The following is a 14,658-nucleotide window of genomic DNA, read 5'->3' on the forward strand; positions in this document are numbered from 1 at the left end:
ATTGATGGTGCCGCCGGGAAACGTGGCCCCGGGCGCGACAGCGGCGGCGATGGTCGTGGCCCCGCTCGTCCTCCCGGCAGGGCAACATGCTCCATCCTGCCTCTTGCTGACAGACCGTGATTAGTATACCGGTGCATACAATAGGCTTGCCACCGTTCGCCAGCAGCCCTTGCGATCCGGTGTTCCAGCTTAATCCGGCATAATATCGTAGGGATTGTCATGAGCCTGTACACCGACTACCTAACCGAAATCGAAACCCGCAAAGGCCAGGGACTGCATCCCAAGCCCATCGACGACAGCGCGCTGGTGGAAGAGCTTATCGCGCAGATCGAGGATACCGGGAACCCGTACAGGGACGACTCGCTGAACTTCTTCATCTACAACACCCTGCCCGGCACCACGAGCGCCGCGGGCGCCAAGGCGAAGTTCCTGAAGAAGATTATCCTTGGCGCGGCTCTTGTGCCCGAGATCACGCCGGCCTTCGCGTTCGAGCTGCTGTCGCATATGAAGGGCGGGCCGTCCATCGAGGTCCTGCTCGACCTCGCGCTTGGCGACGATGCCGCGATCGCAGAGCAGGCGGCCGACGTGCTCAAGACGCAGGTGTTCCTTTACGATGCGGACATGGCCCGGCTGGGCACGGCCTACAAGGCCGGCAATGCCGTCGCGAAGGACATTCTGGAAAGCTATGCGAAGGCCGAGTTCTTCACCAAGCTCCCGGATGTCGAGCCGGAAATCGAGGTCGTGACCTATATCGCCGCCGAAGGCGACATTTCCACCGACCTGCTGTCGCCGGGCAATCAGGCGCATTCGCGCTCCGACCGGGAACTGCATGGCCTGTGCATGATCTCGCCCGAGGCGCAGAAGGAAATCGTCGCGCTCAAGGCGCAGCATCCCGACAAGCGCGTGATGCTGATCGCGGAAAAGGGCACGATGGGCGTGGGTTCGTCGCGGATGTCGGGCGTGAACAACGTCGCCCTCTGGGCCGGCAGGAAGGCCAGCCCCTATGTGCCCTTCGTCAACATCGCCCCGGTCGTCGGCGGCACCAACGGCATCTCGCCGATCTTCGCCACCACGGTCGACGTGACCGGCGGCATCGGCATCAACCTTAAGAACTGGGTCAAGAAGACCGGCGAGGACGGCAAGCCGATCCTGAACAACGACGGGAACCCGATCCTCGAGCAGAAATACTCGGTCGAAACCGGCACCGTCCTGAAGATCGACACCAAGAGCAAGAAGCTCTGCGACGAGAACGGCAAGGAGCTGGTCGACGTCTCGGCGGCCTTCACGCCCCAGAAGATGGAATTCATGAAGGCGGGCAGTTCCTACGCCATCGTCTTCGGCAAGAAGCTGCAGACCTTCGCGGCCGAAACGCTCGGCGTCGAGCCGGTGCCGGTCTTTGCCCCGAACAAGGAAATCTCGATCGAGGGTCAGGGCCTGACCGCGGTCGAGAAGATCTTCAACCGCAATGCCGTCGGTGTGACGCCGGGCAAGGTCCTGCATGCCGGGTCCGACGTGCGGGTGCGGGTGAATATCGTCGGCTCGCAGGACACCACCGGCCTGATGACCGCGCAGGAGCTGGAGGCGATGGCGGCGACCGTCATTTCTCCCATCGTCGACGGTGCCTATCAGTCGGGCTGCCACACGGCATCCGTGTGGGACAAGAAGGCGCAGGCGAATATCCCGAAGCTCATGGCCTTCATGAACAACTTCGGCCTGATCACCGCGCGCGACCCGAAGGGCGTCTATCATTCCATGACAGACGTGATCCACAAGGTGCTGAACGACATCACCGTGGATGACTGGGCGATCATCATCGGCGGCGACAGCCATACCCGCATGTCCAAGGGCGTGGCCTTCGGCGCGGATTCGGGCACCGTGGCGCTGGCGCTGGCGACGGGCGAAGCGACGATGCCGATCCCGCAATCGGTCAAGGTCAGCTTCACCGGCAAGATGAAGCCCTGGATGGATTTCCGCGACGTGGTGCATGCGACGCAGGCGCAGATGCTGAAGCAATGCGGCGACAACGTCTTCCAGGGGCGGATCATCGAGGTCCATATCGGCACGCTGCTGGCTGACCAAGCCTTCACCTTCACCGACTGGACCGCGGAAATGAAGGCCAAGGCCTCGATCTGCATCTCGCAGGACGAAACGCTGATCGAGTCGCTGGAAATCGCCAAGGCGCGCATCCAGATCATGATCGACAAGGGGATGGAGAATGCGGCGCAGACCCTGCATGGCCTGATCGCCAAGGCGGACAAGCGCATCGCGGAAATCCGCTCGGGCGAGAAACCCGCGCTCGCGCCCGACGACAATGCGAAATATTTCGCCGAGGTCGTCGTCGATCTGGATCTGATCGACGAGCCGATGATCGCCGACCCCGATGTGAACAACGCCGATGTGTCGAAGCGCTACACCCATGACACGATCCGGCCGGTCTCCTATTACGGCGGCACGAAAAAGGTCGATCTGGGCTTTGTCGGGTCCTGCATGGTGCACAAGGGCGACATGAAGATCGTCGCGCAGATGCTGAAGAACCTTGAGAAATCGCAGGGTAAGGTCGAGTTCAAGGCGCCTCTGGTCGTCGCTGCGCCGACCTACAACATCATCGACGAGCTGAAGGCCGAGGGCGACTGGGAGATCTTGCAGAAATACTCGGGCTTCGAGTTCGACGACCTGTTCCCCAAGAACACCGCCCGCACCGAGTATGAGAATATCCTCTACCTCGAACGGCCGGGCTGCAACCTGTGCATGGGGAACCAGGAAAAGGCCGAAAAGGGCGATACGGTTCTGGCGACCTCGACCCGCCTGTTCCAGGGGCGCGTCGTCGAGGATACGGCGCAGAAGAAGGGCGAATCCCTGCTGGCATCCACCCCGGTGGTCGTGCTGTCCGCGATCCTCGGGCGCACGCCGAGCGCGGAGGAATACAAGGCCGCGGTCGAGGGGATCGACCTGACCAAGTTCACCCCGCCGCTGGAAAAGCCGGCGGCATCGCATTCGGTCCATTTCTGAGCGGCTGAACAGCGCGTTTCAGAATTGATGGCGGGACGTCGGGCAGATACGCAGGTATCTGCCCGACGTTCATTCTGAAGGGCGAAACCTTTCGGCAGAGAAGCGCCATCTGGCACAGGCGTTTCACGGCGCGCGGAATACCGTGGCATCAGTCTGGCCGGGGGGAAACCCCGCCTGTCAGACGATCCGCATACAGAGCCCGGAACAAAGCAAATTCCCTATCGGGCGAATGTCAGGCCACTGGCCTGACAGCAAGATGAACCCCCTTTCAAAGAACCGGCCGGCTGGCGTTTTCAGGCCCTTTCCATAGCCGGATCGCCCGCCTTTCGCATGCCCGGCAGATTCCCCCGAAGCCATGGTCGAGGGCTAGCGGGAAGAAAGAAGAATTGGCCTGTCCGGTTCCCCGGTTTTGGATTCCGGTTTGCGGCGACCGCAGGATCTTTGGAAACAATAACTTTCGCATACAGCTATATTTCCAATGAAGCAGCGCCGATACGCGGCGCTCTGGCGTGGTTCCGACGGTTCGGGACCCGCGGCCCTTGCAAGCTTGGGCTTTCAGCATTCAGACGAGGCATGATGTCTTTCAGTTCGACAACGGATCACCGTCCCGGCCCGCCTCCGGGCGCTGTGGACAGTCTCCTCGAGGTCCGCAACCTCTCGAAATCCTATGGGCCGATCCGGGTGATCTCGGATGTTTCCTTCGATGTGCCACGGCGCAGCGTCGTGACGCTGGTGGGCGAAAACGGCGCCGGAAAGTCGACGATCTTCAATATCCTGAGCGGGCTGACGGCGCAGGATTCCGGAACGGTGCGGCTTGATGGCCAGGACTTCACGCCGGGTTCGCATCGCAAGGCGGTCGCGCGTGGCATCACCAGGGTCTTTCAGGAACAGTCGCTGGTGCAGAATGTGCCGGTCTATGAAAACCTGCTTCTGGGCGAAGAGGCGCGCTTCACGCGGTTCGGCCAATGGATCGACCGCAACGCGATGATTCGCGCCGCGCGGCAGATCATTGAAGAGGCCGGCCTTGACGTCGATGTGCGCCGTAAGACCGGCGATTACGATTTCTCGACCCGACAGTCGATCGAGATCGCCCGCGCCTGCCTGACGCCGACCATCCTGCGCGGCGTGGCCGAGCCGCTGGTCCTGCTGGACGAGCCGACATCCGCTCTGGACCGGCGCGACGAAGAGGCGTTCTTCACGCTCGTCAACAAGATCCGCCGCTATGGTTCGCTGCTGTTCGTGTCGCATCGTTTGACCGAGGTGCTCGACATATCGGACGTGATCTACGTGCTGAAAGACGGCGCGATGGTCACTCGCGTCACGCCCGACGAAACCGATGAACACCGACTGCACGGGTTCATGGTCGGCCGCGAGCGTGCGGCGGACTACTATTATGAAAACCGCCAGCAGCCGCCCGGCACCGCCGCGCCCGCCATTCGCGCCGAAGGGGTGCAGGTATTGCCTGACGGACCCAAGGTCACGCTCGAGGTCCGCCCGGGCGAGATCCTTGGCATCGGCGGGCTGCTCGATTCCGGAAAATCGCGGCTCGGCAAGGCGATTGCCGGAGTGATCCGGCCTCTCGCGGGCCGGGTCGCCATCGGTGACGGGCCTTTGCGCCATCCCGAGATCGGTCATTCCACCCGCAAGGGGCTGGGCTACATTCCGGCCGAGCGGCTGACCGAAGGCATCATCGCGGGCTTTCCCACCGCGTGGAACTTCTCGACCGGCAGCGGCGGCGATCTGTTCTCGAACCGTTTCGGTCTCTGGCGCGGCCGCAAGGAGCGCAGCGCGACGCTTGCCCATATCGACGCGCTGGCCATCCGTTCGGCGACGCCGGATCTGACAATGGCGCGCCTTTCAGGTGGCAATCAGCAGAAAGTGGTGCTGGCGCGCTGGCTGGAACGCAAGCCGGATGTGCTGATCTTGGACAATCCGACGCGGGGCGTCGACGCGGGCGCCAAGCAGGAAATCTATCGGGTGCTGCGCGATCTGACCGATCAGGGCGTCGCGATCATTCTGATCACCGATGAACTGCTGGAACTGATCGGCCTCTCGAACCGGATCCTGATCCTGCAGCACGGCGGCGTGGTCGCCGAAGTGCCCGCCCCGCCGGACGCCAAGCCCGAAGAGCAACGCCTTGTCGCGCTGATGCTCAGCGGCCCCGGCCGGCCCGGGGCTGCATCCCCCCCTTCCCCTGCCCCGGCGGCCGATGTTCCGGCCGAGGCAAAACCCGCAATTCTGGAAGCCGCCCAATGACCACCACCATCCGCCCCGAGCCAAGCTCGCCTCTCGCGCCGATCACCCGCCTGTTCGGCCGGGTCGAGACCGGCCTCTGGTTCCCGATCGGCGTCGTCCTGTCGCTGTTCATCTTCTTCAGCCTCATGACCGATTCCTTTGCCACGCTCAGAAATTTCTCGGCGGTCAGCGGTCAGGCCGCAACGCTGCTGATCGTTTGTCTTGGCGCCACATTCATCGTGCTGATGGGCAGCATCGACCTTTCCGTCGGCGCCATCGTCCTGCTGGTCGGCGCGGTTTCCGTCACGGTGCTGAACGCCTTCAGCATCGGCTGGCTGGTGATCCCGTTTGCCGCGCTGGTGGGTGCGGGACTGGGGCTGGTGAACGGGTTGATCTATACCAAGGGCAAGATCCCCTCATTCATCGTGACGCTCGGCACGCTTTCGGTCTTTTCCGGGATCGCGCTGACGCTGCTTGACGGGCGGGCGATCCAGTTCAATGCGCCGGGGCTGGAAAACATTTCCATCGGACAGTGGATCCCGCGCCTGCCGAACATCGCGCTTTGGGCAATCCTCGCCTGGGCGGTGCTGGTGTTCATCGGGCAACGCACGCGCTTTGGCCGCTACATGTATCTGATCGGAGGCGGCGAACAGGTGGCGCGCACCGCAGGCGTCCCGGTCGAACGCTACAAGCTTTACGCATTCGCGCTTTCGGGCCTGCTCGCCGGCTTCGGCGCCGTTCTTGCGGTGGCACGGCTTGGCGCGGCGGGGCCGTCGCTGGGGTCGGATCTGCTGCTGAACAGCCTTGCGGCCATCGTTGTGGGCGGAACCTCGCTGGCGGGTGGCGTCGGCGGCGTCCACCGCACGCTGATCGGCGTGCTGATCATCGCCATTCTCGACAACGGGCTCAACCTGATGGGCGTCTCGCAGTTCCTGCAGATGATCATCAAGGGCCTTGTCGTCATCGCGGCCGTTCTGGTGAGCCGCAAATCCGGCGCCGATCAGGTCATCAAATAAGGACAAGGAACAATGACCAAACGTCTGATCCTCAACGGGTTCGTGATGAATTCCGTTTCGCATATCCACCACGGTCTGTGGCGGCGCGACGATACGCTGCAAACCGAATTCAACGATCTGACGACCTGGACCACGCTTGCCCGGGCGCTGGAGGCCGCCAAGTTCGATGCGCTGTTCTCGGCGGATATCATCGGCGTCGATCCCGCCTATAAAGGCGGCTGGGAGACCTATATCGAAGAGGCGGTGCAGATCCCGATCAATGATTCCGGCGCGCTCATCGCCGCGCTGATCGGATCGACCGAACAATTGGGCCTGACGCTGACCTCCTCGATCCTGCAGGAACATCCCTTCAACTTTGCCCGCAAGATCTCGACGCTTGATCACCTGTCGAAAGGGCGGATCGGGTGGAACCTCGTCACCTCGGTCAGCCACAACGCGGCGCAGAACTTCGGCTTTGACCGCATCGTGCCGCATGACGAGCGTTACGCCTGGGCCGATGAATATGTCGAAGTGGTCTACAAGTTGTGGGAAGGGTCGTGGGATGAAGGCGCGGTGCTGGTCGACAAGGCCGGAAACCGCTATGCCGATCCGGAAAAGGTCCACCGCATCCACCATCAGGGCAAACGCTACAGGGTGCTGGGTCCGCATCTGTCGCAACCCTCGCCGCAGCGGGTGCCGCTGCTGTTTCAGGCCGGATCCTCCACCGCGGGCCGCGCCTTCGCCGCGCGCAACGCCGAGGGCACCTATATCGTCGCGCAGAAACCCGAAGGCGCCCGCCGCCAGATCGAGGAAACCAACCGCTATCTGGTCGAGGCCGGCCGCAAGCCCGGCGATCTGAAGTTCATCCAGGGCATGAGCTTCATCATCGGCTCGACCGAGGAGGAGGCTGCACGCAAGGCGCGCGACATCGCCGAAGATATCAGCATCGACGGATATCTCGCCCATCTCAGCCGCGATCTGGGCATCGATCTGGGCGTGCTGGACCCCGACCGTCCGGTGGCCGAGCTGGAGATCGAGGGCGTGCAGGGTGTCGTCCGCGCCTTCGAGGATTCCAATCCCGGCGTCACCCCGAAAGTGCGCGATCTGGGACAGGTCTATGCGAAGGCGGGCAACATCACCGGCACGCCGGAAACCATCGCCGACGCGCTGGAGGTCTGGCAAGAAGCCGGGATCGACGGGGTCAATGTCAGCTATCACCGGCTGCCCGCCTCGTTCCTCGAATTCGCCGAGCATGTGGTGCCGGTCCTGCAAAAGCGCGGGCTCGCTCAGCGCGATTACGCCCCCGGCACCTATCGGGAGAAACTGTTCGGCGAGGGGGCCCGCGTCAATGCCCGCCATCCGGCCGCGCGGTTCCGGGGTGCCTTTGCCAAGGCGCCGGCCACCCCGATTTCCGAACCTGCCGAATAGTCCGGGTGCCGCCTGCGCCGCGCCCCCTCAAACCCCAAACTTGCCAGAGCAACATGATGAATTTCAAAGATTTCGCACACCGCCTGCCGGACTTCACCAATCGCAAGTTGATTGACGCCCATATGGAACGGCTGGACACCAGCGGTGTGTCGCGCCGTGACTTCCTGTCATTCGCCTCGGCCGGGGCGGCGGCAAGCCTTGGCGCGGCCTATCTGGGCCTGCCCGCCACCGCCATCGCATCCCAGACCGGCAAATTCGCCTATCTGACCGGCTTCATGTTCAACGAATGGAACACCGTCTTTGACCGCACCGCCAAAAAGGCGGCCGAGACGCTGGGGCTGGCCTACACGTCCCTGGACAGCAAGCTGGATGGTGAAAAGCAATACAATCAGTTCGAGCAGCAGGTCTCGGGCAGCGCCAGCGGCGTGATCTTCAATCTGGCCGACGGCAGCGCGATCCGGGGGATTTCGCGGGTCGCATCGCAGAACAGGATCTACGTCGCCAATGTCTGGGACAGCCTGCCGTGGTTCACCCCGTTCGACGCCGACGAATATTACACCCTCTTCGCCGTCTCCGAGGAAGTGACCGCCCACCGCGAGGTCACCGAGGTCCTTCTGAACGAGGTGACCGAGAAATTCGGCGGCGGCAACGTGATCGGCGTCACCGGGTCCAAGGGCAGCCTGCTTGAGCTGCAAAGGAACCGGGGCCGCGACGAGGCCTTTCTGAAATATCCGAAGACCCGGCTTGTGGATGAACTTCCCGGCCTGTGGAACCGCGAGGATGCGCTGAAGGCGACCGAGGATCTGCTGACGCGCAACCCGGATGTCGTGGGTATCGTGACGCAGGATGACGACATCGCGCTTGGGGCCATCGCCGCGCTGAGGGCTGCGGGCCTGCGCCCCGGCGAGGACGTGCTGGTGGTCGGCACCTCCGGCACGGGGCTTGGCGCAAAGGCGGTCAGGGACGGCCAGATCCTTGCCACCAAGGGAAATTCGCCGGCCTTCGCGGCGGCGCTGTTCACCACGCGGCTTTACGATGTCAGCAATGGCTGGGTGCCGCGCGCGCCCGAGCGCATGCTGAACTGGAACACGCTGACGCTGACGAAAGACAATATCGGCGGCTGGATCGATCGCTATGTCGACAACGGCGATGTCGAGCCTTTCGATTACAGGAAAATGTCGAAGGTCCTGCACCCGGACGACTGGGATCCCCAGGCCGAGGTCTATCCGCTGGATATCGACAACAACTTCGGCGGCATCCCCAAGCCCGAGGGCTGGACCTACCCCGCCGAATATGCCGAGGCGCAAAAGAACGGCGAGCGGGAAGCCGTCGCCCAGGAATATGCCGCGCATTACAAGATCAGATACGACGGCCCCTCGCCGAACAAGAAAGCCTGACCTGCGCGGGGCGGGAAACCAGCCACGCGCAACCCTATCCCTGCCCGGGCAGTTCAGCCGGTTTCCGGATCGCGCCGATGCGCGATCCGTCCGGACACTTGTTGCCGATACTGCCCCCAACCCATCCTGGAGCCCAAAATGGCAAGAAAGCGTTTCGATCCACGACATCTGCCCGATTTCACGCAAAAGAGGGTCATTGACAGCCATATGGACCGGCTGGACACCACCGGCGTGTCGCGCCGCGACTTTCTCGCGCTTGCCTCTGCCGGGGTTGCGGCCGGCGCGGCGGCTTCGGCGCTTGGCATGCCCAATGTCGCGGTGGCCTCCGGCTCGAAGAAGGTGGCCTACCTCGCCTGGAGCGCCAGCACCGAATACAATCAATTGGTCAGTCAGGGGGCAGAAAGCGCCGCGAGGGCGCTTGGCCTGAACTATTCCTTCTTTGACGGCCAGATCGATTCCGGCCGGCAATTGTCGCAATTCGAACAGCTGGGCACCGAACGGGCGATCGGCGGCTTTTTCAACATCCTCGATGGCAGCGCCCTGCGGCGCGCCGGTCAGCTCGCACAGGACAACCAGACCTATTTCGCGGCGATCTGGGACAGCGTGCCGTGGTTCACCCCCTTTGATGTCGGTGACTATTTCACGCTCTACCTCAACCCGCATGAGGACGAAGCCCATCGTGGCGTCAGCCGGGCCGTCTATCAGGCCGTCACCGACAGGTTCGGCGAGGGCGAGGTCGCCGCGCTTACCGGCACGCCGGGCAACTGGTGCGAGATTTCCCGCAACGCGGGCCGCGACCTTGCACTGGCCGAGTTTCCGAACATCCGCCAGACGGCTTCCCTGCCCGGGAAATGGCTGCGCGAGGAATCCCTGCGGGCGACCGAAGACCTTCTGACCCGCAACGGCAAACTGGTCGGCCTTGTCGCGCAAAATGATGACGAGGCTCAGGGTGCACTGACGGCGCTGCGCAACGTCGGGCTACAGCCGGGCAAGGACTTTTTCGTCGGCGGGGCGGATGGCACGTCGCTGGGGGCGCGCGCGATTCAGGACGGGATCCAGACATCCACCAGCGGCAACAGCCCGGTCTTCACCGGCGCGTTCCTGACCAGTTGGCTCTATGACGTCGCCAATGGCTGGAAACCGCGCGTGGCCGAGCGGCAGCTTTTCTGGAAGCCTACCGTCGTGACCAGAGAAAACGTCGACGCCTATGTCGCGCGCTATGTCGACAATGATGGCGTGGAACCGTTTGATTTCCGCAAGTTTTCACGGGTGCTGAACCCGGACGACTGGGATCCGCAGGCCTATGTCTATCCGGCGGAAACCGAGGAGATCTGGAAAGGCTATCCCAGACCCGAAGGCTGGACCCTGCCCGCGCCTCTGGCCGAAGCCAAGGCAAAAGGCGAATTCGAACAGGTGCGCGAGGAATATGCGGCCCATAACAAGATCCTGTTCGATGGACCTTCGCCGAACCTGAAAACCTGACTTCCATGCGGGGCCGCTGCTGCGGCCCCGCATCCGCCGGCGCAGATCACTCGGCGGCGTTCCGGGCGGCGGCCTCGGCCTGTTTCAGGGCCGGGAGATCGCGGTATCTTTCGGCCGGATGGTCTTTCGGCAGATACGGGCCTTCACCGAAAAGCTTTTCGCGGAGCGTGCCGGGGCGGTATGCGGTCGGATAGGCACCACGTTTCTGCAACTCGGGGACGATCAGATCGACCACATCCTCGAAACTGCCGGGCGTGATCGCATAGGCGATGTTGAACCCGTCGACGCCGGTTTCCTCGGCCCAGTCCTGCAACGTGTCGGCGATCTGCGCGGGCGAGCCGGTAAAGACCGGCCCAAGCCCGCCGATGCCGCCGAACTGTGCCAGTTCATCGACCGTCCAGACCTTGTCCTTGCCGGCAAGGTTTTCAAGCATGGAATGGATGGCGTTGGTCTCGACCTTCTTGATCACGTCACCAGGGGAATATTGGCCGAAATCCAGCCCGCTCCACCCGGACATGAAGACCAGCGACCCTTCGTAGGACGCATAGCCGCTGTATTCCTTCAGCTTGGCCTCGGCCTTCTCCTCGGTCTCGGCGGTGATGATGGTGATCAGCGTATAGATGTAGATCTTGGCGGGATCGCGCCCTTCGGCCGCGGCGCGGGCACGGATATCCCCGACATAGGCCTTCAGCACCGATTTGGTCGGTGCCGCGACAAAGACGCATTCCGCATGTCGGGCGGCGAAGGCCTTGCCCGCACCCGACGCCCCCGCCTGATAGATCAGCGGCGTGCGCTGCGGCGAGGGTTCGGTGAGCCCATATCCCGGAACGTCGAAGAATTTCCCCTTGTGGCCGATTTCATGCACCTTCGCCGGATCGGCAAAGACGCCGCCCGCGCGGTCACGCAGGACGGCGCCTTCCTCCCAGCTGCCTTCCAGAAGCTTGTAGATGACTTCCAGATATTCCTCGGCAATCTCATAGCGGTTGTCGTGGCGTTGCAGCCCGGCCTGACCCACGTTTTTCGCCCCGCTTTCCAGATAGGAGGTCACGATGTTCCAGCCCACCCGCCCCTTTGAATGATGGTCGGCCGTGGCGATGCGGCGCGCGAAGGTATAGGGGTGCTCGAAACTGGTCGAAGCGGTGATGCCGATCCCCAGATGCTCCGTCGCAAGCGCGATGGGCGCGGCCAGTTGCAGCGGATCGTTGACCGGGATCTGCGCGCCGGTCCGGATCGCACCTTCGTTCGAGCCCCGGTAGACATCATAATAGCCGATCACATCGGCAATGAAGATCCCGTCGAAAATACCGCGCTCCAGCGTGCGGGCCAGATCCTGCCAATAGTCCAGATCCTTGTATTTCCAGGACCTGTCCGAAGGATGCGCCCAGAGGCCGGGCGACTGATGGCCCACACAGTTCATGTCGAAAGCGTTGAAGCGGATCTGGCGGGTCATTCTTGCGGTCTCTTTCCCTTGATCTGATTTCCGGATGTGTCTGGCCGGTCACGGCCGAACGTGAGTGCCCCGGCGGGCGAAGTCGGACGCCCCGGGGCCCGTGCCCCGGGGCGCCCGATGCCAGCCTCAGTTCCAGGCGTGGCGCGGCGGATCGATGCCGTTCAGGTAGAAATTTCCGACATGGTAGAATTTCCAGCGCACCGGGTCGTGCAGCGTATGGGTGCGGGCATTTCTCCAGTGCCGGTCAAGCGCGTGCTGCGCGAGCGTCGAGCGTGTGCCCCCAAGCTCGAACAGCCTGTTGGTCGCATCGATCGCGATCTGGGTGGTCAGCACCTTGGCCTCGGCGGTCTTGATCGTCGCATCCGAGACATTCTCACGCGTCGGTTCGGCCAGCCCCCTGTCGATGGCGCGGCCCGCGATTTCCAGCAAAGCCTCGGCGGCATGAAGACGGATCTTGAGATCGCCGATCGCGGCGATCGTATAGGGGTCCTCGCCTGCCGTGTCCTTGCCGCTGTCCACCCAGGGGCGGCTTTGGGTGGTGACGAACCGGATGGTTTCGTCGATGGCATTGCGGGCGATCCCGGCGTCGATCGCGGCCTGGATGATCTGCGAAATCGGGCCCTGGACGGTGGGCACCTCCGTCACGTCCTGCAGCTTGACCGCCCGCGCCTTCGGCACCCGCACATCGATCGCGCGGACCGAGCCCGAGGCGGTCGTCCGCTGACCAAAGCTCGACCAGTTGTTGGTGATGGTCAGGCCGGGCGTCTCGCGGTCGGTAAAAACCAGATATACCCCGTCATCTCCGACAGCGACGATCGGCACGATATGGGACAAGAGCGCGCCGGTCGTGTAGAATTTCTCGCCGTTGACCACCGCATCATCGCCCTCGAAAACGACGCGGGTCTGGAAATCGACGACAGTCTTGCCGCCGAATTCCGAAAATGCGTTGCCGAACCGCAGCCCATCAAGCGCCCAGCCGAAGATCTGCCGCTTTTCCTCGTCGGTGGCGTCGATGCCGATCAGCCCGAGGATCGCGATATGGTTCTGCGCGATCTGCGCCACGGCAGGGTCGCCCGAGGCCACGATACCTATCACCCTGGCCAGCGTCGCATAGGACAGGCCCGGACCGCCGTATTCCCTTGGCACGTTGATCGACCAGATGCCGCTTTGCGAATACAGATCCACCTCGCGCAGCGGCAAAAGCCCTTCGCGGTCGCGCAGCGCGGCATCCCTCGCCAGTTCCGCCGCAAGCTCCGTCGCCGCGCGGATCGCATCGGCATCGTCTTTCAGCAGATGCGGGCGGGAGGCGGGGCGCGGACGCGGCGGCACCGGGTCGTCCGAGTTGACGCGCGGATGCAGATTGAAGTCGATCGGGGTTTCGGGAAGAGATCCCATGGCAGTTCCTCTCTCAGCCCAAGGCAACCCTCGGAAAATGTCCCGAAGATCAAGCCGCTGTTTCAAAACGGATATATGATTTCACGGCGGCAAGCCTCGCAGAGATGCCGCTTTCAGGGAAGCCGTGGCCCTTCTCTTCGCAAAGGCGCGGCGAACGGTTTGTTCCCTGTTGCGTGACGCGGGCGGTGCAGTTCTTCCCCACCACCCCGCCGCAATGCGGATGCCGTGATGATAGGGGATTTCAACACTGCGGCGGAGCGCATCTTGCCCGGCCTCGTGAAGCGGCTGCTTACCCCGAGGAAGTGCAAGAGCGACGCACTGATGGCGAGGACGCCGTCAGCCGACAGTGCCCGAGCCGCCGGTGACGCCATAGACTTCGCCGGTGATATAGCTGGCCTCGGGGCTTGCGAGCAGGACGTAGACCGGCGCAAGCTCCACCGGCTGTCCCGGACGACCGAATGGCGTCTGGGAGCCGAAGCGCGTGACCGCCTCGGAGGGCTGACCGCCCGAGGGTTGCAGCGCGGTCCAGAACGGCCCGGGCGCGACGACATTGGCGCGGATCCCCTTGTCGATGAGCTGCGCGGCCAGCGCCTTGGTATAGGCGACGATCCCCGCCTTGGTCATCGCGTAATCCAGCAGGATCGCCGAGGAATCATAGGCCTGCACCGACGAGGTGGTGATGATGCTCGCCCCCGGCGGCAGATGAGGCACCGCCGTCTGGATGATCCAGTGCATCGCGTAAAGGTTGGTTTTCACCGTCTTGTCGAAATCCTCTGAACTCAGTTCGGCGATATCCTCGCGGAACTGCTGACGCGCCGCATTGACCACGAGAATGTCGAGCCCGCCGAACGCCGCGACGGTCCGCCCGACGATCTCGCGCGCCCAGTTTTCCTGCCGCAGATTGCCCGCGAGGGCGAGCGCGTTGCGCCCCTCGGCCTCGATCAGGGTGATCACCTCGCTGGCGTCGGCTTCCTCGTCGGGCAGGTAGGCGATGGCGACATCGGCACCCTCGCGCGCAAAGGCGATGGCCGCGGCGCGACCGATGCCGCTGTCGCCGCCGGTGATCAGCGCCTTGCGTCCGGTCAGCTTGCCGCTGCCCACGTAGCTTGTCTCGCCGTGATCGGCCGGTGGGTTCAGCCGGCGCGCCTCGCCGGGGGCGGGCTGCGGTTGGGCCGGAAACGGCGGCCGGGGATACAGGCTGCGGGGATCTTGCAGCCTCGATTGTTCGGTCATGGCTTGTCCTCTCCTGTCGTCGGTGTCGTGGTCG

The 14,658-nt window shown here is 63.5% G+C and carries 9 protein-coding genes; 6 read left to right on the forward strand and 3 right to left on the reverse strand.

Features of this window, described 5'->3' with window-relative positions:
• Window positions 1-219 precede the first annotated feature (219 nt).
• The 6 genes from D2T30_RS08935 (at window position 220) to D2T30_RS08960 (ending at window position 10,546) form a co-directional block, all read left to right on the forward strand.
• Window positions 220-3,009 carry a bifunctional aconitate hydratase 2/2-methylisocitrate dehydratase gene (locus D2T30_RS08935; RefSeq protein ID WP_128208585.1) on the forward strand — a complete coding sequence of 930 codons (2,790 nt, stop codon included), beginning with the start codon at window positions 220-222 and terminating at the stop codon, window positions 3,007-3,009.
• Between the two features lie 576 nt (window positions 3,010-3,585).
• Window positions 3,586-5,265, forward strand: a complete 1,680-nt coding sequence (locus D2T30_RS08940; RefSeq protein ID WP_206612894.1) for a sugar ABC transporter ATP-binding protein — start codon at window positions 3,586-3,588, stop codon at window positions 5,263-5,265.
• Window positions 5,262-6,260: an ABC transporter permease gene (locus D2T30_RS08945; RefSeq protein WP_128208587.1), complete on the forward strand. Its 999-nt coding sequence runs from the start codon at window positions 5,262-5,264 to the stop codon at window positions 6,258-6,260. The genes D2T30_RS08940 and D2T30_RS08945 overlap by 4 nt, the downstream gene beginning before the upstream one ends.
• Window positions 6,261-6,272: 12 nt before the next feature.
• Window positions 6,273-7,667, forward strand: a complete 1,395-nt coding sequence (locus D2T30_RS08950) for an NtaA/DmoA family FMN-dependent monooxygenase (RefSeq protein ID WP_128208588.1) — start codon at window positions 6,273-6,275, stop codon at window positions 7,665-7,667.
• Window positions 7,668-7,723: 56 nt separating this feature from the next.
• Window positions 7,724-9,064 (forward strand): sugar ABC transporter substrate-binding protein, encoded by a 1,341-nt coding sequence (locus D2T30_RS08955; protein ID WP_206612895.1) that lies wholly within the window; start codon window positions 7,724-7,726, stop codon window positions 9,062-9,064.
• 138 nt (window positions 9,065-9,202) lie between these two features.
• A complete protein-coding gene (locus D2T30_RS08960; protein ID WP_128208590.1) occupies window positions 9,203-10,546 on the forward strand; it encodes a sugar ABC transporter substrate-binding protein in 1,344 nt (447 codons plus the stop codon).
• A 46-nt stretch (window positions 10,547-10,592) separates the two neighbouring features.
• On the opposite strand, the gene D2T30_RS08965 is transcribed toward D2T30_RS08960, so the two are convergent.
• The 3 genes from D2T30_RS08965 to D2T30_RS08975 all read right to left on the reverse strand — a co-directional run bounded on the left by D2T30_RS08965 (window position 10,593) and on the right by D2T30_RS08975 (window position 14,624).
• Complete coding sequence (locus D2T30_RS08965) at window positions 10,593-11,996, reverse strand: LLM class flavin-dependent oxidoreductase (RefSeq protein ID WP_128208591.1); 1,404 nt, start codon at window positions 11,994-11,996, stop codon at window positions 10,593-10,595.
• A 126-nt stretch (window positions 11,997-12,122) separates the two neighbouring features.
• A complete protein-coding gene (locus D2T30_RS08970; protein WP_128208592.1) occupies window positions 12,123-13,391 on the reverse strand; it encodes an SfnB family sulfur acquisition oxidoreductase in 1,269 nt (422 codons plus the stop codon).
• A gap of 336 nt (window positions 13,392-13,727) precedes the next feature.
• Window positions 13,728-14,624 (reverse strand): SDR family oxidoreductase, encoded by an 897-nt coding sequence (locus D2T30_RS08975; protein ID WP_128208593.1) that lies wholly within the window; start codon window positions 14,622-14,624, stop codon window positions 13,728-13,730.
• Window positions 14,625-14,658 lie beyond the last annotated feature (34 nt).

Origin of the sequence: Paenirhodobacter populi, from assembly GCF_004022215.1 — a bacterium.
Classification (GTDB): Bacteria; Pseudomonadota; Alphaproteobacteria; order Rhodobacterales; family Rhodobacteraceae; genus Rhodobacter; species Rhodobacter populi.